The organism is Streptosporangium sp. NPDC006013 (assembly GCF_040614275.1).
GTDB lineage: Bacteria > Actinomycetota > Actinomycetes > Streptosporangiales > Streptosporangiaceae > Streptosporangium.
Genome location: NZ_JBEXUE010000207.1, coordinates 1 through 16,898, shown reverse-complemented (window position 1 = coordinate 16,898; position 16,898 = coordinate 1). Strand labels below are relative to the sequence as shown.

The following is a 16,898-nucleotide window of genomic DNA, read 5'->3' as shown; positions in this document are numbered from 1 at the left end:
CCTGGCCTCTCATGCCGAGCATCCGGACCTGGTACGGCTGGCGGCCTGGTTCCACGACGCCGTCTACGCCCGCGGGACGCTCGGAGCGGTAACCGCCGCCGGCCGGGCGCTCGGAACGGTACTGGCCGCCGCCACGGGAGTCGTCACCGAAGGAACGCTCACGGGGCTGCTGGCCCTCACCGTGGGCGGGACGCTCGGAGCGGAAACGACGCGGGCCACGCCCGCCACCGTTGCCGCCGAAGCCGCCGCGCCCCTGGCGCTGCCTGCTGGCCGGAGCCGAGGGCTCCCAGACCGGGATCGGCTCGCCGCTGGGGGTACGCGCACCGGCGACCTCCTCCAGGCGCGGGTGACCCGGGGTGACCCTGGCGCGGAACGGCTTGATGCCCGCGCGGCGGGTCATCGCGTCGGTGGAGCGGCGCTCGTTGGGGAGCACCAGCGTCATGACGGTGCCCTTCTCCCCGGCGCGGGCGGTGCGGCCGCCGCGGTGCAGGTAGCTCTTGTGGTCCTGGGGCGGGTCGACGTGCAGCACGAGGCTGATGTTGTCGACGTGGATGCCGCGGGCCGCGACGTCCGTGCAGACCAGGACGTTGATCGTGCCTTCCTTGAACTCGGCCAGGATGCGGGTGCGCTGGTTCTGGCGCTTGCCGCCGTGCAGGCCGCCGGCCTTGATGCCGACCTGGGCGAGCTGCTTGCACAGCCGGTCCACGCCGTGCTGGGTGCGCACGAAGATGATGGTCCGGCCCTCACGGTTGGCGATCTCGGCGGTCACCGGGAACTTGTCGTCGCGGTGCACCTCCAGCAGGTGGTGCTCCATGGTGTCGACCGAGGAGGCGGCCGGGGCCATGGAGTGGGTCACCGGGTTGGTGAGGAAGCGGCGGACGAGCTTGTCCACGTCACCGTCGAGGGTCGCGGAGAAGAGCAGGCGCTGGCTGTCGGCCGGGGTCTGCTGCAGGATCGCACTGACGACCGGGAAGAAGCCGAGGTCGCACATGTGGTCGGCCTCGTCGAGGATCGTCACCTGGACCTCGTCCAGCATGCACTCGCCCTGCTGCATGAGGTCGGTCAGGCGGCCGGGGGTGGCCACGACGACCTCGACACCGCGGCGCAGCGCCTCGATCTGGCGGCCCATGGACATACCGCCGACGACGGTCTTCATCCGCAGCGACAGGCCACGGCCGAGGGGCTCCAGCGCGTCGGTCACCTGCATGGCGAGCTCGCGGGTCGGCACCAGCACGACGGCCAGCGGGTGGCCGGGACGCGCCTTGGCCCCGGCGATGCGGGTCATCATGGGCAGGCCGAAGGCGAGCGTCTTGCCCGAGCCGGTCTGGCCGCGGCCCAGGACGTCGTGGCCGGCGAGGATGTCGGGGATCGTGGCCCGCTGGATGGGGAAGGGACTGTCGATGCCCGCACGGGAGAGACCGGTCACCAGCGGCTTCGGCAGACCGAGAAGGGTGAACTCGGACGTGCCTGCGGGGGCCTGGGAGATTTCGGTGATTTCGGTGATTTCGGGCAGAACAGCGTCAAGCATGGTCACGAAGACTCGTGCCTTTCGATAGAAGAACGGGGCACGTCACTTCTGCGAAAGGACGAGCCTGGAACGCGCGGCCTGAGGCCGCGCTTGATCAACACCCACATGGGGGGCGGTGGTGCGGTGCAAGTCGAGGCGCACCGCACGGGGCGGGTCTAGCTTACCCGCACGCAGTCAAACCACGATCAAGCATACCCGGCGTTCGCAGTGCCGAGTTCGGTCGGGGCGTCCGGCGTGAGCCGGTCGCTTGTCCGTCGATTGGAGCCAACACTCCCGGCCGGGCTTTTCTTCCCGGCCTCCGTGATCCTCTCACACAATTGGGTACGGCCCGAACCCGGGGGGTGCGAGCCGTACCGATGACCACGTCTCAGACGTTGAAGCCGAGCATCCGGAGCTGCTCGCGGCCCTCATCGGTGATCTTGTCCGGGCCCCACGGCGGGAGCCAGACCCAGTTGATCTTCACGTCGGAGACCATGCCGTCCAGGGCCGAGTGCGCCTGGTCCTCGATGACGTCGGTCAGCGGGCAGGCCGCGCTGGTCAGCGTCATGTCGATGGTGGCGACCGGCAGGGCGTCCCCCTCGCCCCCCTCCGCGGGGTCGAGGTGGAGCCCGTAGATCAGGCCCAGGTCGACGACGTTGATGCCGAGTTCGGGGTCCACGACGTCCTTGAGGGCCTCCATGACCTCGTCATGGGTGGTGTCCCCGTCGTACGCCGTGGTCGGCGTCTCAACAGCCTTGCTCATTTCGTGCTCCTCACGACCGCGTCCTTGTAGGCCATCCAGGCCAGTAGCGCGCACTTCACCCGGGCGGGGAACTTCGCGACCCCGGCGAAGGCCACGGCATCGCCCAGCAGGTCCTCGTCCGCCTCGATCTTTCCTCTGCCCTGCATGAGCCGGGTGAACTCCTCCACGACGCCGAGCGAGTCGTCGACGGTCGAGCCGGTGGCCAGCTCGTGCAGCACCGAGGCCGCGGCCTGGCTGATGGAGCAGCCCTGCCCGTCGTAGGAGACGTCCTCGACCTTGCCGCCGTCGCCCAGTTTCACCCGCATGGTGATCTCGTCGCCGCACGTCGGGTTCACATGGTGGACCTCGGCGTCGTACGGGTCGCGAAGACCCCTCCCCTGCGGGTGTTTGTAGTGCTCCAGGATCAGCTCCTGGTACATGGACTCGGCGATCATAGGGTCGTGCTCACCTTCTCGTTCGCTGCGCCGTACGCTCGCGCGTCGCCGGACGCCGTGCCGTGGGCGTGTGGCGCCCGCCGTTCGCTCGCCCGCCGGCTCGACTGCTCGGGCATGACTAGGCGAACACCTTCCGCACGTGGTGGAGGCCGCGGACCAGAGCGTCGATCTCGGCCGTTGTGTTGTACAGGTAGAAGGACGCCCGCGTGGTGGCGGGAATCCCGAATCGCAGATGGAGCGGACGGGCGCAGTGGTGCCCCACGCGCACCGCCACGCCGAAGTTGTCATCCAGGATCTGCCCGACGTCGTGCGGGTGAATCCCCTCCAGCGTGAACGAGACGGTGCCGCCGCGGTCGGCGAGGTCCAGCGGGCCGATCACCTTCAGGCCCGGGACCTCTCCCAGCGCGCCGAGCGCGTAGGCGGTGAGCTCGTGCTCGTGCCGGACGACGGCGTCCATCCCGATCTCGGACAGGTAGTCGACCGCGGCACCGAGGCCGACCGCCTCGACGATCGGCGGCGTACCCGCCTCGAACTTGTGCGGCGCGGGCGCGTAGGTCGAGCGGTCCATCCAGACCGCCTCGATCATCTCGCCGCCGCCCAGGAACGGGGGCATGGCCGAAAGCAACTCACCGCGGGCCCACAGCACGCCGATCCCCGAGGGGCCGACGACCTTGTGGCCGGTGAAGGCCAGGAAGTCGACACCCAGCGCGGCCACGTCCACCTGCTGGTGAGGCACCGACTGCGAGGCGTCGAGCATCATCAGCGCGCCGACCTCGCGGACCCTGGCGAGCACCGGGGCGACCGGGTTGACCGTGCCCAGCACGTTCGACTGGTGCACGATCGAGACGATCTTCGTGCGCTCGGTGACGAGCTCGTCGAGGTTCGACAGGTCCAGGCGGCCGGAGTCGGTGACGGAGAACCAGCGCAGCGTCGCACCCGTGCGCTGCGCGAGCATCTGCCACGGCACGATGTTGGAGTGGTGCTCCATCTCGGAGATGACGATCTCGTCTCCGGGGCCGAGCCGGAAGCGCGGGTCCTCACCGATGGGGTTACCGAAGGCGTACGCCACCAGGTTGAGCGCCTCGGAGGCGTTCTTGGTGAAGACGATCTCGTCGCGGTCGGGCGCGCCGACGAAGGCGGCGACCTTGTCCCTGGCGTTCTCGTACGCCTCGGTGGACTCGGCGCCCAGCGCGTGCATGGCGCGGCCGACGTTGGCGTAGTGCATCGCCATGTGCTCGCGCATCGCCTCGACCACCTGGGTCGGCTTCTGCGCGGAGTTGCCCGAGTCGAGATAGATCAGCGGCCTGCCGCCGGGAAGCTCTCGGGAGAGGACCGGGAAGTCCTTCCTGATCCTCTCCACGTCAAGGCCGGTGTCCACCATCAGGCCGACGCCTTCGTGTAGGCCTCGTAACCCTCGTTCTCAAGCCGCTCGGCGAGCTCGGGGCCGCCCTGCTCCACGATCCGCCCCGCGGAGAAGACGTGGACGAAGTCCGGCTTCACATAACGCAGGATGCGGGTGTAGTGGGTGATGAGCAGCACACCGGTCTCGCCGTTCGAGCGGAAGCGGTTGATCCCCTCGGAGACCACGCGCAGCGCGTCGACGTCGAGGCCGGAGTCGGTCTCGTCGAGCACCGCGATCTTCGGCTTGAGCAGCTCCAGCTGGAGGATCTCGTGGCGCTTCTTCTCACCGCCGGAGAAGCCCTCGTTGACGTTGCGCTGGGCGAAGGCCGCGTCGATGGACAGGGCGTCCATGCCGGACTTGAGGTCCTTGGCGAACTGGCGGAGCTTGGGGGCCTCGCCGCGGACGGAGGTGACCGCGGTGCGCAGGAAGTTGGAGACGCTGACACCGGGGACCTCGACCGGGTACTGCATGGCGAGGAACAGCCCGGCGCGGGCGCGCTCGTCGACGGTCAGCTCCAGCAGGTCGACCCCGTCGAGCAGGACCTGGCCACCGGTGACCGTGTACTTGGGGTGACCGGCGATCGCGTACGCGAGCGTGGACTTGCCCGAGCCGTTGGGGCCCATGATGGCGTGGGTCTCGCCGGCCCGCACGGTCAGGTTGACGCCGCGCAGGATCTCCTTGTCGGCGACGTTGACGTGCAGGTCGCGGATCTCCAGGGTGGAACCCGAGGGAACTCGGCTCGTGTCAGACACTTTTATGACTCCTTCGAGAGCGAGACGAGGACGTCATCGCCGTCGATCTTGACTCGGTAGACGGGGACGGGCTTGATGGCGGGCGGACCGGTGGGCTTGCCCGAACGCAGGTCGAAGCACGAACCGTGCAGCCAGCACTCCAGGGTGCCGTCGTAGACCTCACCCTCGCTGAGTTTCACCTCCGCGTGGGAGCACACGTCGTGCAGCGCGTAGACCTCATCGCCCCGGCGGACCAGGGCAACGGGGGTCTCGCCCACCTCAACGCCGATCACGCCCTCGTCGGGGATGTCGGCGAGCTTGCAGACCTTCTCGAACGTCACTTCTCAAGCTCCGCCTCGACCCGGGCGAGCACCCGCTCGCGAAGCTCGGAGACCTCGATCTTCTCCACCAGTTGCGCGAAGAAGCCCCTGATCACGAGGCGACGCGCGTCCTCGTAGGGGATCCCGCGGGCCTGCAGGTAGAAGAGGTGCTCGTCGTCGAGGCGGCCGGAGGTGCTGGCGTGGCCGGCACCGGTGACCTCTCCGGTGAGGATCTCCAGGTTGGGCACCGAGTCGGCGCGAGCGCCGTCGGTGAGCAGCAGGTTGCGGTTGAGCTCGTAGGTGTCGGTGCCCTCGGCCTCGACCCGGATGATGACGTCGCCGATCCAGACCGCGTGGGCGTCCTGACCCTGCAGCGCGCCACGGTAGTCGACGTTGCTCCGGCAGCCGGGCCGGGAGTGGTCGACGAGCAGGCGGTGCTCCAGGTGCTGGCCGGCGTCGACGAAGTAGAGGCCGTTCAGCTCGGCGTCGCCGCCGGGACCGGAGTAGGAGACCGACGGGGAGAGCCGGACCAGGTCGCCGCCGAGGGTGACCACGAAGCTGCGGAAGGTCGCGTCCTTGGCGAGCAGGGCGTGGTGGTGGGAGACGTGCACGGCGTCGTCCGCCCAGTCCTGCAGGCTGATGACCTTGAGCGTGGCGCCCTCACCCACGACGAACTCGACGTTGTCGGCGTAGAGCGCGCTGCCCTGGTGGTCGAGGACGACCACGGCCTCGGCCATCGGCTCCAGCTTCACGACCGTGTGGCCGTAGGCGGCGCCCCGGCCGGACCCGGTGAGGGTGACCACGGTCGGGGTGGAGGCGACGACCTCGCGCGCCACCGTGATCACGGTGGCCTTCTCGAAGGAGGCGTAGGCCTGGGCGCTGACCCGGTCGGCGGGCACGTAGGCCCGGCCGAGCCGTGCGTCGTCACGGCCGACGGTCTCCACGGTGACCTCGGGGGCGGCGTCGACGTGCACGACCACGTTCGCGGAGGCCGCGACGCCCTCGTGCAGGCCCTTGAGCCGGGAGAGCGGGGTGAAGCGCCACTCCTCCTCCCGGCCGGTCGGGACCGCGAAGTCCGCCACGTCGTACGAGGTCTTCTCGTGAAGCGTCGACAGGGGTTTGGCGGTGTCGAGACCCATCAGCCGACGGCTCCTTCCATCTGCAGTTCGATCAGGCGGTTCAGCTCCAGGGCGTACTCCATCGGGAGCTCGCGGGCGATCGGCTCGACGAAGCCCCGGACGATCATCGCCATGGCCTCGTCCTCGCCCATGCCGCGGCTCATCAGGTAGAAGAGCTGGTCGTCGGAGACCTTGGAGACGGTGGCCTCGTGCCCCATGGAGACGTCGTCCTCACGCACGTCCACGTAGGGGTAGGTGTCGGAGCGGCTGATCTGGTCGACGAGCAGCGCGTCGCACTTGACGGTGCTGGCACTGCCGTAGGCGCCCTCCTCGATCTGGACCAGACCGCGGTAGGAGGTGCGGCCGCCGCCCCTGGCGACGGACTTGGAGATCACCGAGGAGCTGGTGTTCGGTGCGAGGTGCACCATCTTGGAACCGGCGTCCTGGTGCTGGCCCTCACCGGCGAAGGCCACGCTGAGGGTCTCGCCCTTGGCGTGCTCGCCCATCAGGTAGACGGCCGGGTACTTCATGGTGACCTTGGAACCGATGTTGCCGTCGACCCACTCCATGGTCGCGCCCTCGTACGCCACGGCGCGCTTGGTGACCAGGTTGTAGACGTTGTTCGACCAGTTCTGGATGGTCGTGTAGCGGCAGCGCGCGCCCTTCTTCACGATGATCTCCACGACCGCGCTGTGCAGCGAGTCCGAGGAGTAGATCGGCGCGGTGCAGCCCTCGACGTAGTGGACGTAGGAGTTCTCGTCCACGATGATCAGGGTCCGCTCGAACTGGCCCATGTTCTCGGTGTTGATCCGGAAGTAGGCCTGGAGCGGGATCTCCACGTTGACGTTCGGCGGCACGTAGATGAAGCTGCCGCCGCTCCAGGTCGCCGTGTTCAGCGCGGCGAACTTGTTGTCGCCGACGGGGATCACGGTCCCGAAGTACTCCTTGAAGATCTCCTCGTGCTCCTTGAGGGCGGTGTCGGTGTCAACGAAGATGACACCCTTCTCCTCAAGGTCCTCACGGATCTTGTGGTAGACCACCTCGGACTCGTACTGGGCGGCGACGCCGGCGACCAGGCGCTGCTTCTCCGCCTCGGGGATGCCGAGCTTGTCGTAGGTGCTCTTGATGTCGTCGGGCAGGTCCTCCCATGAGGCGGCCTGCTTCTCGGTCGAGCGCACGAAGTACTTGATGTTGTCGAAGTCGATCCCGCTGAGGTCGGAGCCCCAGTTCGGCATGGGCTTCTTACCGAACAGGCGCAGCCCCTTCAGGCGAAGGTCCAGCATCCACTCCGGCTCGTTCTTCAGCGCGGAGATATTGCGGACGACCTCTTCGGACAGGCCGCGCCGGGCCGTCGCTCCCGCGGCGTCCGAGTCGGCCCAGCCGAACTTGTAATTCCCGAGGCCTTCCAGCTCCGGGCGGTCGGTGACAGTCACCTTCCGGTCTCCTTGCTCGATATGTCGATCGTTTCGTGGGTTGCTGGTGATCGCACCGGCGTGGATGCCGGGGTGTTCGCCGCGCGCTCCCTCGCGCCCGGCCCGGAATCCCGGTGGGGACTCACATGTGTGGTGCACACGCCGTCACCGTGGGCGATGGTCGCGAGCCGCTGCACGGGAGTGTCGAGGATGCGCGCGAACGCCTCCGTCTCGGCCTCGCACAGCTGCGGGAACTCCGCGGCCACGTGCGCCACCGGGCAGTGGTGCTGACACAGCTGTTCACCGCCGAGGCTGGCCTTGCTCGCCGAGGCGGCGTAGCCGTCGGCCGACAGCGCCTCGGCCAGGACGCGCACCCGCTGGTCGGCGGGGACCTCGCGCATCTCCGGCCGCAGGCGGGCGACCAGGCCGGCCACCTGTGATCGGGCGAACTCCGCGACGGCCTCCTCGCCCACGCGCTCGGCCAGGAAACGCAGCGCGCTCCCGGCGAGACCGTCGTAGGCGTGCTCGAAAGCGCTCCGTCCGGCGTCCGTTATGGCGAACAGCTTGGCAGGCCGGCCACGCCCGCGCTGGCCTCGTGGCCTGGCGGTACGCGTCTCGGCCATTCCCTCGGCCAGCAGTGCGTCCAGGTGCCTGCGGACCGCTGCGGGGGTGAGACCCAGCCGCTCGCCGAGAGCGGCGGCGGTGACGGGCCCGTGCTCCAGGATGAGCCGGGCGACACGCGCTCGCGTGCTGCGCTCGGCGGACACGGCGGAGGGCCGCACGATGGCGGCTCCCTCGGTGCCCTGCATCCCGGTCACGTATTTCACAACATCAGTGTGCCGTAATTGCTTCCCGAGTTACAAACCAATGTTCAGCCGCCTCAAATGCGATTTGTCACGCAGGCAAGGCTTACCTAACCTGCGGAAACATTCTGCGCGCCTCCTCGCAGCCCGGTGAAGGCCAGGAGCGAGACGAGGGTGAAACCGGCCAGCACGACGGCCATCGGCAACGCGGAGCCCTCGCCCCCCAGGCCCACCAGCGGTGCGGCGAGCGCGCCGAGCGCGAACTGCAGCACACCCGTCAGCGCGGCCGCACTCCCGGCGATCTGCGGGGGCTGGCCGGCCAGGGCGAGCGCGGCGCTGCCGGGCATGACGAAGCCCGCACCACACATGATCACGAACAGCGCGGCGACCAGCACCGGCAGGGGCAGGTGGAACAGCGCCGTGGCGAGCAGCATCACGGCTCCGGCCACGCTCGTGAACAGTCCGATCAGGATCAGCCGGGCCGGGGCGATCCGGCGCCCCGCGAGGCGCCCGCCGATCTGCGCGGTGACGGTCAGCCCCAGGGCGTTCAGCCCGAACACCAGGGAGAAGGTCTGCGCCGAGGTCTCGTAGACCTCCTGGAGCACGAAGGGCGATCCGGAGATGTAGGCGAACATGCCCGCGAAGCCCAGCCCTCCGGCCAGGGCGGGGGCCATGAAGGACCGATCGCCGAACAGGTGCCGGAAGGTGACGAGGGTGTGCCGCAGCCCCCCGCCCTCACGCTGGTCCGCGGGGAGCGTCTCGTGCACCCCGGACAGCGCGGCGGCCAGCAGCAGCAGGCCGGCGACGCTCAGCGCGACGAAGACGCCCCGCCAGGAGGTGTGGTTGAGCAGCTGCGCGCCCGCGAGCGGGGCCAGGATCGGCGCGAGGCCGGTCACCAGCATGAGGGTGGCGAAGATGCGGGCGATGGCCGCCCCCTCGTACAGGTCCCGGACGACCGCGCGGACGATCACCAGTGCGGCGCCGCCCGCGATGCCCTGGAGCAGGCGCAACCCGACCAGCCCGTACACCGAGGGCGAGAAGGCGCAAAGCAGCGAGGCGACGGCGTAGGCGAGGATGCCGAGCAGCAGCGGCCCCCGCCGGCCGCGCACGTCGCTGAGCGGGCCGGCGACGACCTGCCCGGCGGAGACCCCGATGAGGCAGGCGGTGAGGGTGAGCTGCACCTGTGCCTGCCCGGTGCCCAGGTCGGCGGCGATGGCCGGGAAGGCCGGCAGATACATGTCGATCGACAGGGGACCGATCGCGGAGAGCGCACCCAGGATGATCAGCAACAGTCTGCGCCGCGTGCCCGGCACCACGTCCGACTCGCCGATGACGGCGGTCATATCCGTACTCCCCTTTTGATCGCAGGCCACGATGGGCCCGCAGGGGCCGAAGCGTCCCAACCATCAACAGGTCATCCGAATTCCTGGATTTAGGAAATTTCCCAGAAAGAACCTCAAAGCACTGACCAGCAGAAGCCCTCTGGGAGCACCTGGCGCCTCAGGGCCGGAACTCCTGGCCGGTATGGAGCGGCCCGGACGCGTGGTCCGGGAACATGACCGGCAGCCGCGGTCCCTAAACTCGTGGCCATGGAATCCCCAGCCGTCGAGATCGTCGACCTGGTCAAGAGATACGGCGGAACGACCGCTATCGACGGCCTGACCTTCAATGCCGCCCGAGGCGCGGTCACCGCCGTGCTGGGCCCCAACGGGGCCGGCAAGACCTCCACGCTGGAGATCTGCGAGGGATTCCGCCGGGCCGACGGCGGCAGGGTGAAGGTGCTCGGACTCGATCCGTCCAGGCCGGAGCTGCGGGCCAGGGTCGGGGTGATGCTCCAGGCGGGCGGCGTTCCCCCGGCGACCCGCTGTGGGCAGTGGCTGCGGCTGATGGCCCGCTTCCACGCCCACCCGCTCGATCCCGCGGCGCTGCTGGAACGGCTGGGGCTGACCGAGCACGCCCGCACCCCGTACCGGAGGCTCTCCGGCGGCCAGCAGCAGCGCGTGTCGCTGGCCGGAGCGGTCATCGGCCGCCCCGAGCTGGTCTTTCTCGACGAGCCGACCGCGGGCCTGGACCCGCAGGCCAGGCACGCCTGCTGGGAGCTGGTACGCGAGCTGCGCGCGAGCGGGGTCTCGGTGGTGCTCACCACCCACCACATGGACGAGGCGGAGAAGCTCTCCGACCAGATCGTGATCATCGACCGCGGCCGGGTGGTCGCCGAGGGCACCCCCTCCTCCCTCACCGGTGCCGAGCGGCAACTGCGCTTCCGTGCCCGCCCCGGGCTCTGCCTGGACGAGTTGCTCGCCGCGCTGCCCGTCGGCAGCTCGGCCAAGGAGTCACCGGCGGGGCACTACATCATCGAGGGTCAGGTCGTGCCCGGCCTGCTGGCCACCGTGACGACCTGGTGCGCCGCCGAGGGCGTGAGCACCGACGACCTCAGCATCGAGCGGCGTACCCTGGAAGACGTCTTCCTGGAGCTGACCGGGCGCGAGCTCCGGTGACGCTCCCGGCACCCACCCCCTCACCACGCATGGATCCGGGCGCGGCCCGAGCCAGACCACAGGAGAGCCGCTTGACCACCCTGGACCTCACCCCGGCCCCCGGAGCCGCGCCGCTGCGCCGGATGGTGGCGGCCCAGACGGGCGCGGAGATCCAGGCGATGCTCCGCAACGGCGAGCAGCTGCTGCTCACGATGATCATCCCGGTGCTGCTGCTCGTCGGCCTCTCAGTCGCCCCGATCATCGACGTGGGCGGCGGTTCCCGCATCGACTTCATGGCCCCCGGAGTGCTCGCGCTGGCCGTGATGTCCACCGCCTTCACCGGGCAGGCCATCGCGACGGGCTTCGAACGCCGCTACGGCGTGCTGAAGCGGCTGGGCGCGACCCCGCTGTCGCGGACCGGGCTGATGCTGGCCAAGACGCTCGCGGTGATCGCCGTGGAGGTCATCCAGGTCACGGTCATCTGCGGGGTGGCGCTCGCCCTGGGCTGGCGCCCGGCGGGCTCGCCGCTCGCGGTGCTGCTGCTGGTCGTGCTGGGCACCGCCGCGTTCAGCGGGCTCGGCCTGCTGATGGCCGGCACGCTGCGCGCCGAGGCCACGCTCGCCGCGGCGAACCTGGTCTACCTGGTCCTGCTCGCCTGCGGCGGGATCGCCTTCCCGCTGACCAGGTTCCCCGAGTCGGTACGGCCGGTGCTGGAGTCGCTGCCGATCTCCGCGCTGAGCGGCGGGCTCCGCGCGGTCCTGAGCGAGGGGGCGGGACCGCCTCTCGCCGCGCTGGCGGTCCTCGCGGCGTGGGCCGCGGTGTCGCTCTTCCTGACCTCGCGAACCTTCCGCTGGGAATGACGTGACCTCTCCGGTTCGTGGTGGCCCGTCCCATGGCGGCCGTCCTTTTTCCTGAGCCCGTCTCGCATCGCGGACGTCGCTGAAAACGGGAGCCCCCGGTAAGTAAGGTGCCATTAACTATTTTGCGCCTGGCACAAGGAGTGTCGTGACCGCCGAAGCCCTGCCTGGGCCCGCCGAGCCCCGCAGACCGGGAGCGCTGCTGAGGGCCGCCTCCGACGCCATCCCGCCCTCCGGGCTGGTGCTGCTGGCCATCCTGTCGGTGCAGGTGGGCGCGGGTTTCGCCAAGGACCTGTTCTCCCAGCTGCCACCGAGCGCGGTGGTGTTCCTGCGGATCGCGACGGGTGCGCTGATCATGGGGATGATCGCCAGGCCCCGGCTGAAGGGACTGACCCGGGCGGACCTCGCGGCGGGCACGGCCTTCGGCCTGACGCTTGGCCTGATGAACCTGTCGTTCTACGAGGCGCTGGCCCGGCTGCCCATGGGCATCGCGGTGGCGATCGAGTTCCTCGGGCCGCTCGGTGTCGCGGTGGCGGCCTCGCGCCGCCGCCTCGACCTGCTCTGGGTCGTGCTCGCCGCCTCCGGCGTGGTGCTGCTGGCCCCGTGGGGCACCTCGGCCTCCAGGATCAGCTGGGCCGGAATCGCCTTCGCCCTGGTCGCGGGGGCCTGCTGGGCCGGCTACATCCTGCTGGCTGCCTCGGTCGGCCGGCGCTTCCCCGGGGCCACCGGCCTCTCCCTGGCGATGATCATCTCCTTCGTGCTGATCGCCCCCTTCGGGATCACCTCGGGCGGCGCCGACCTGCTCCGGCCCGAACTGCTGCTGATCGGTGTCGGGGTGGGCCTGCTGTCGTCGGTCATCCCCTACTCGATAGAGCTGGAGGCGCTGCGCAGGATGCCCAAGCGGGTCTTCGGCATCCTGATGAGCCTGGAGCCCGCGGCGGCCGCGCTGGTCGGCCTGCTGGTACTGGGCGAGGTGCTCCAGGTACGCGAGTGGGCCGCCATCGGCTGCGTGGTCATCGCCAGTGTCGGCGCCACCCGCGGCTCGCGCTGACCCGCGCCGCTACTCGGGGCGGCTGGCCCAGATGCCGCGTACGTGCCGGATGTGCTCGCGCATCAGCCGCTCGGTACCGCTCACGTCTCCCGCCGAGAGCAGGTCGAGCAGCGTGAGGTGCTCGCGGGCGGAGTCGACCAGGCCTCCCCGTTGGTGCAGGGCGGACAGGCCGTACAGACGGGCCCGGTTGCGCAGGTCGCGGACCACCTCCACGAGGTGGGAGTTGCCCGCCAGGGCGAGCAGGTCCAGGTGAAAGCGGATGTCGGCGTCGACGTAACCGAGCAGGTCGCCGCGCTCGGCCGCGTCGACGATCGCCTGGGCCTGCGGGCGGAGCGCCTCGAAGTTCGGCGCGCCCACGGTGCCGGCCGGTCTGCCGGCCGGTCTGCCGGCCAGTTGCGACACCGTGGGCACCTCGATCAGCCTGCGGAGCTCGGTCAGCTCGTCCAGGTCGCGCTCGGACAGCTCGGTGACCCGGAAGCCCTTGTTGCGCACCGCCTCGACCAGGCCCTCCTTGGCCAGGTCGAGCATCGCCTCGCGCACCGGGGTCGCCGAGACGCCGAACTGGGCGGCGAGGGCCGGGGCGGAGTAGACCATGCCGGGTCTCATCTCACCGGTGATCAGTGCCGCCCTGAGCGCGTGCGCCACCTGCTCCCGCAGGCTCTGCCGCTCACTCACAGCCGGCAGGTCGGGCCGGCCGTCCGCCCTAGGAGCCATCCCCAGCCCTCTCGTGTCGCTCGTGTCCACACCTGGTGGGCCGAGCCCGCCACCTTCACATCCTCCCAGGCCATGCGCGTGCTCCCGAACACCCGGTGCCCTCATCCGGAAGGCACTGCACCGGCGGCGGCCCCGCCTCCCTAGCCCCCGCCGAGGTAGGCCTCGGCCACCCGGGGGTCCCGGCGGAGCTCGGCGGCGGGTCCGTCGAGGACGCACTCGCCGTTCTCGATCACGTAACCACGGTGCGCGATCCCGAGGGCGGCGACGGCGTTCTGCTCGACGAGCAGCACCGAGGTGCCCTCGGCGTTGATGCCCGCGATGAGTTTCATGACCGAGGCGACGACCAGCGGTGCCAGGCCCATGGACGGCTCGTCCAGCAGCAGCAACCGGGGTCCGGTGACCAGTGCCCTGCCGATGGCGAGCATCTGCTGCTCGCCGCCCGACAGCGTGCCCCCCTGCTGGGCGCGCCGCTCGGCCAGGCGGGGCAGCAGCTCGTACACGTGCTCGATCCGCCTGCGGATCTCCGCCTGGTCACGGACCAGGTAGCCACCCAGCTGGAGATTCTCGTGGACGCTGAGCGTGCTGAAGATCCTGCGGCCCTCGGGGACGTGCACCAGGCCGCGGGCGGTGATCCTGTGCGGCTTCCGGCCGGTGATCTCATGGCCGTCGAAGAGCACCCTGCCGCCGCTGGGGCGCAACAGCCCCGAGACCGCGGCCAGCGTGGTGGTCTTGCCCGCGCCGTTGTTGCCCAGCAGGGCGACGATCTCGCCCTCGGCGACGCCGAGGGACAGGCCGCGCAGGGCGTGCACGCCGCCGTAGTGGACGTCCAGCCCGTCGATGTCAAGCATGCGCGTCGCTCCCGGCCGAGTCCTCTTTCCCCGAACCGCCCTTCCCCGCGCTGTCCTTCCCCCGGGCGTCCTGCCCCGCGATCTCCTCCTCCAGCACGGTCTCCCCCAGCACGGTCTCCTCCAGGGCGGCGGGATCGCCGCCGAGGTATGCCTCAATGACCGCCGGGTCGCGCCGGACGTCCTCAGGGCGGCCGTCGGCGATCTCCCTGCCGAAGTTGAGCACGACCACGCGCTCGGAGACCTCCATGACCAGCCCCATGTCGTGTTCGATGAGCACGATGGCCACGCCGAGCGCCTGGATGCGCCGGATCAGGTCGAGCATCTCGGCCTTCTCGCCGTGGTTGAGCCCGGCCGCGGGCTCGTCGAGCAGCAGCAGGTCGGGCCGGCGGGCCAGGGCACGGGCGATCTCGGTGCGGCGCTGCTCGCCGTAGGGCAGGGCTCTGGCCTGCCCGTACCGGTCGCCGCGCAGGCCGACGAAGTCCAGCCAGTGGTGTGCCTGCTCGGTGCACTCGCGCTCGGAGCGCCGGTAGCGCGGGGTGTGCAGCAGGGCGTCCAGGACGCTCTGGCGCAACCACAGGTGCGATCCGGCGCGCACGTTGTCCAGGACCGACAGCTCGCCGAACAGGCGCAGGTTCTGGAAGGTCCGCGCGACGCCCAGGCCCGCGATGGCCGAGGGCCGCAGTCCGGGCAGGTCCCTTCCGCGCAGGGTGATCCGGCCCGAGGTGGGCCGGTAGAAGCCGGTGACGCAGTTGAAGGCCGACGTCTTGCCCGCCCCGTTGGGCCCGATCACCGAGACGATCTCCGCCTCGCCCACCGAGAACGACAGGCCGTCGATGGCCACCAGCCCGCCGAAGGACAGGCGCAGGTCGGCCACACTCAGCAGGCTCAAGGGACCTCCTTGGAACGGGCCGGCCAGAGCCCCTGCGGGCGCAGCAGCATGAAGGCGATGAGCAGGACGCCGAAAAGGAAGAACCGGTAGTCGGCGAGGTCGCGCAGGATCTCCGGCAGGATGCTGATCACGACGGCCCCGACGACGACGCCGGGCATCGAGCCCATGCCGCCGAGGACCACGGCCATCAGCACCAGCGCCGACGACAGGAAGGTGAAGCTGCCCGGCGAGATGGCCGACAGGTGCGCGGCGAACAGCACCCCGGCCAGGCCGCCCCAGACCGCCCCCGCCACGTAGGCGGCGAGCTTGACCCGGTAGGTGTGCACGCCCATCGCCTCGGCCGCGTCCTCGTCCTCCCGGACGAAGCGCCAGGCCCGGCCCAGGCGGGAGCGGCCCAGCCTGGCCGCGCCGAGGACGGCCAGCGAGACGACGACCACGGTGAGGTAGTAGAAGGCCACCGGACCTTCGACCAGGTGCGGGATGCCGTAGATGCCCGAGGGGCCGCCGGTGACGTCCAGGTTGTTGGCGGTGATCCGGATGATCTCCCCGAAGCCGAGCGTCACGATGGCGAGGTAGTCACTGCGCAGCCGCAGCGTCGGCGCGCCGATGACGATCCCGGCGACGACCGTGACCACGATCACGGCGGGCACCGTGGCGAGCAGGGGCAACTCCAGGCGGGTGGCCAGCACCCCGCTGGTGTAGGCGCCGACCGCGAAGAAGGCGACGTAGCCCAGGTCGAGCAGGCCGCAGTAGCCGACCACGATGTTCAGCCCGGCGGCGAGCATCACCGCGATGGCCGCGCTGGTCATGACCGACAGCGCGTACGGCGTGGCGTCGACGAAGGGGGCCAGCAGCGCGACCAGCAGCCCCGCGAGCCCGGCCCGGCGGTTCTGCAGCAGCTTCGAGGCCCTGCTGGGCGGTGAGTCCGTGCCGAGACGGCGGACCTTGGTCGCGCTCACACCCGCTCCGTCACACGCTCGCCGAGCAGGCCGGTGGGCCGCACCGTCAAGAACAGGATCAGCACCCCGAAGGCGAACACGTCCCGCCACTCGCCGCCCAGCCAGAACGTGCCGAACGACTCCAGCAGCCCGAGGAGCAGGCCGCCGAGCATGGTGCCGGGGATGTTGCCGATACCGCCGATGACCGCCGCCGTGAAGGCCTTGAGGCCGATCAGGAAGCCCATCATGAAGTCGATCTTCCCGTAGTAGGCCCCCGCCATCACGCCCGCGGCCCCCGCCAGGGCCGAGCCGACGAAGAAGGCGCGGGAGATCACCACGTTGACGTCGATGCCCATCAGCGCGCTGGTACGCGGATCCAGCGCGATGGCCCGCATCGCCCTGCCCTCGCGGGTCCGGGTGACCAGCAGGTTGAGCCCGGCCATCAGCAGCACCGCCACGCCGATCAGGACGAGTTGCTGCGGGGTGATCCTGGCGCCGAGGACCTCCAGCGAGGTACCGCCCAGCCGCACCGGGTAGACCCGGGGGTCGGCCCCGGCCACCGCGCGCATCCCGTACTCCAGGGCGAAGGAGGCGCCGACGGCGGTGATCAGCAGGGACAGCCGCGGGGCGCGGC

18 protein-coding genes are annotated in these 16,898 nt (G+C 70.3%); 3 read left to right on the top strand and 15 right to left on the bottom strand.

The window, feature by feature from the left end:
- The 10 genes from ABZ260_RS27925 to ABZ260_RS27880 form a co-directional block, all read right to left on the bottom strand.
- The coding region (locus tag ABZ260_RS27925; RefSeq protein WP_355623533.1) for a DEAD/DEAH box helicase at positions 1-1,528 on the bottom strand (1,528 nt) is incomplete at its 3' end.
- Between the two features lie 367 nt (positions 1,529-1,895).
- Positions 1,896-2,270 carry a metal-sulfur cluster assembly factor gene (locus ABZ260_RS27920; RefSeq protein ID WP_355553292.1) on the bottom strand — a complete coding sequence of 125 codons (375 nt, stop codon included), beginning with the start codon at positions 2,268-2,270 and terminating at the stop codon, positions 1,896-1,898.
- On the bottom strand, positions 2,267-2,704 hold the full coding sequence (gene sufU, locus ABZ260_RS27915) for a Fe-S cluster assembly sulfur transfer protein SufU (protein ID WP_350918982.1): 438 nt from the start codon (positions 2,702-2,704) through the stop codon (positions 2,267-2,269). The genes ABZ260_RS27920 and sufU overlap by 4 nt, the downstream gene beginning before the upstream one ends.
- Positions 2,705-2,822: 118 nt before the next feature.
- Positions 2,823-4,085 (bottom strand): cysteine desulfurase, encoded by a 1,263-nt coding sequence (locus ABZ260_RS27910; RefSeq protein WP_350918979.1) that lies wholly within the window; start codon positions 4,083-4,085, stop codon positions 2,823-2,825.
- Entirely contained in the window at positions 4,085-4,858 is a 774-nt protein-coding gene (gene sufC, locus ABZ260_RS27905; protein ID WP_030904847.1) for a Fe-S cluster assembly ATPase SufC, read from the bottom strand. The genes ABZ260_RS27910 and sufC overlap by 1 nt, the downstream gene beginning before the upstream one ends.
- A 2-nt stretch (positions 4,859-4,860) precedes the next feature.
- Positions 4,861-5,178 carry a non-heme iron oxygenase ferredoxin subunit gene (locus ABZ260_RS27900; protein ID WP_030904850.1) on the bottom strand — a complete coding sequence of 106 codons (318 nt, stop codon included), beginning with the start codon at positions 5,176-5,178 and terminating at the stop codon, positions 4,861-4,863.
- Positions 5,175-6,296 (bottom strand): Fe-S cluster assembly protein SufD, encoded by a 1,122-nt coding sequence (gene sufD / locus ABZ260_RS27895; RefSeq protein ID WP_355623528.1) that lies wholly within the window; start codon positions 6,294-6,296, stop codon positions 5,175-5,177. The genes ABZ260_RS27900 and sufD overlap by 4 nt, the downstream gene beginning before the upstream one ends.
- Positions 6,296-7,708 (bottom strand): Fe-S cluster assembly protein SufB, encoded by a 1,413-nt coding sequence (sufB, locus tag ABZ260_RS27890; RefSeq protein ID WP_355623525.1) that lies wholly within the window; start codon positions 7,706-7,708, stop codon positions 6,296-6,298. The genes sufD and sufB overlap by 1 nt, the downstream gene beginning before the upstream one ends.
- Positions 7,705-8,496 carry a metalloregulator ArsR/SmtB family transcription factor gene (locus ABZ260_RS27885; RefSeq protein WP_355623536.1) on the bottom strand — a complete coding sequence of 264 codons (792 nt, stop codon included), beginning with the start codon at positions 8,494-8,496 and terminating at the stop codon, positions 7,705-7,707. Before ABZ260_RS27885 ends, sufB begins: the two co-directional genes overlap by 4 nt.
- Before the next feature lie 104 nt (positions 8,497-8,600).
- Positions 8,601-9,833 (bottom strand): multidrug effflux MFS transporter, encoded by a 1,233-nt coding sequence (locus tag ABZ260_RS27880; RefSeq protein WP_355623522.1) that lies wholly within the window; start codon positions 9,831-9,833, stop codon positions 8,601-8,603.
- Positions 9,834-10,079: 246 nt separating this feature from the next.
- Between ABZ260_RS27880 and ABZ260_RS27875 the strand changes: the two genes are divergently transcribed.
- From ABZ260_RS27875 to ABZ260_RS27865, 3 genes are all read left to right on the top strand, one after another.
- Positions 10,080-10,988, top strand: a complete 909-nt coding sequence (locus tag ABZ260_RS27875; RefSeq protein WP_355623519.1) for an ABC transporter ATP-binding protein — start codon at positions 10,080-10,082, stop codon at positions 10,986-10,988.
- A 29-nt stretch (positions 10,989-11,017) separates the two neighbouring features.
- The gene (locus ABZ260_RS27870; RefSeq protein ID WP_355623516.1) at positions 11,018-11,827 is read left to right on the top strand and encodes an ABC transporter permease; all 810 of its coding nucleotides are present in this window, start codon (positions 11,018-11,020) and stop codon (positions 11,825-11,827) included.
- 145 nt (positions 11,828-11,972) lie between these two features.
- The gene (locus ABZ260_RS27865) at positions 11,973-12,875 is read left to right on the top strand and encodes a DMT family transporter (protein WP_355623513.1); all 903 of its coding nucleotides are present in this window, start codon (positions 11,973-11,975) and stop codon (positions 12,873-12,875) included.
- A gap of 9 nt (positions 12,876-12,884) precedes the next feature.
- On the opposite strand, the gene ABZ260_RS27860 is transcribed toward ABZ260_RS27865, so the two are convergent.
- The 5 genes from ABZ260_RS27860 to ABZ260_RS27840 form a co-directional block, all read right to left on the bottom strand.
- Positions 12,885-13,550 (bottom strand): GntR family transcriptional regulator, encoded by a 666-nt coding sequence (locus tag ABZ260_RS27860; RefSeq protein ID WP_355623510.1) that lies wholly within the window; start codon positions 13,548-13,550, stop codon positions 12,885-12,887.
- A 179-nt stretch (positions 13,551-13,729) separates the two neighbouring features.
- On the bottom strand, positions 13,730-14,437 hold the full coding sequence (locus ABZ260_RS27855; RefSeq protein ID WP_350918955.1) for an ABC transporter ATP-binding protein: 708 nt from the start codon (positions 14,435-14,437) through the stop codon (positions 13,730-13,732).
- A complete protein-coding gene (locus ABZ260_RS27850; protein WP_355623506.1) occupies positions 14,430-15,326 on the bottom strand; it encodes an ABC transporter ATP-binding protein in 897 nt (298 codons plus the stop codon). Before ABZ260_RS27850 ends, ABZ260_RS27855 begins: the two co-directional genes overlap by 8 nt.
- The gene (locus tag ABZ260_RS27845) at positions 15,323-16,285 is read right to left on the bottom strand and encodes a branched-chain amino acid ABC transporter permease (protein WP_350918949.1); all 963 of its coding nucleotides are present in this window, start codon (positions 16,283-16,285) and stop codon (positions 15,323-15,325) included. Before ABZ260_RS27845 ends, ABZ260_RS27850 begins: the two co-directional genes overlap by 4 nt.
- A partial coding sequence (locus tag ABZ260_RS27840) for a branched-chain amino acid ABC transporter permease (protein ID WP_355623503.1) occupies positions 16,282-16,898 on the bottom strand: 617 nt, incomplete at its 5' end. The genes ABZ260_RS27845 and ABZ260_RS27840, both read right to left, overlap by 4 nt.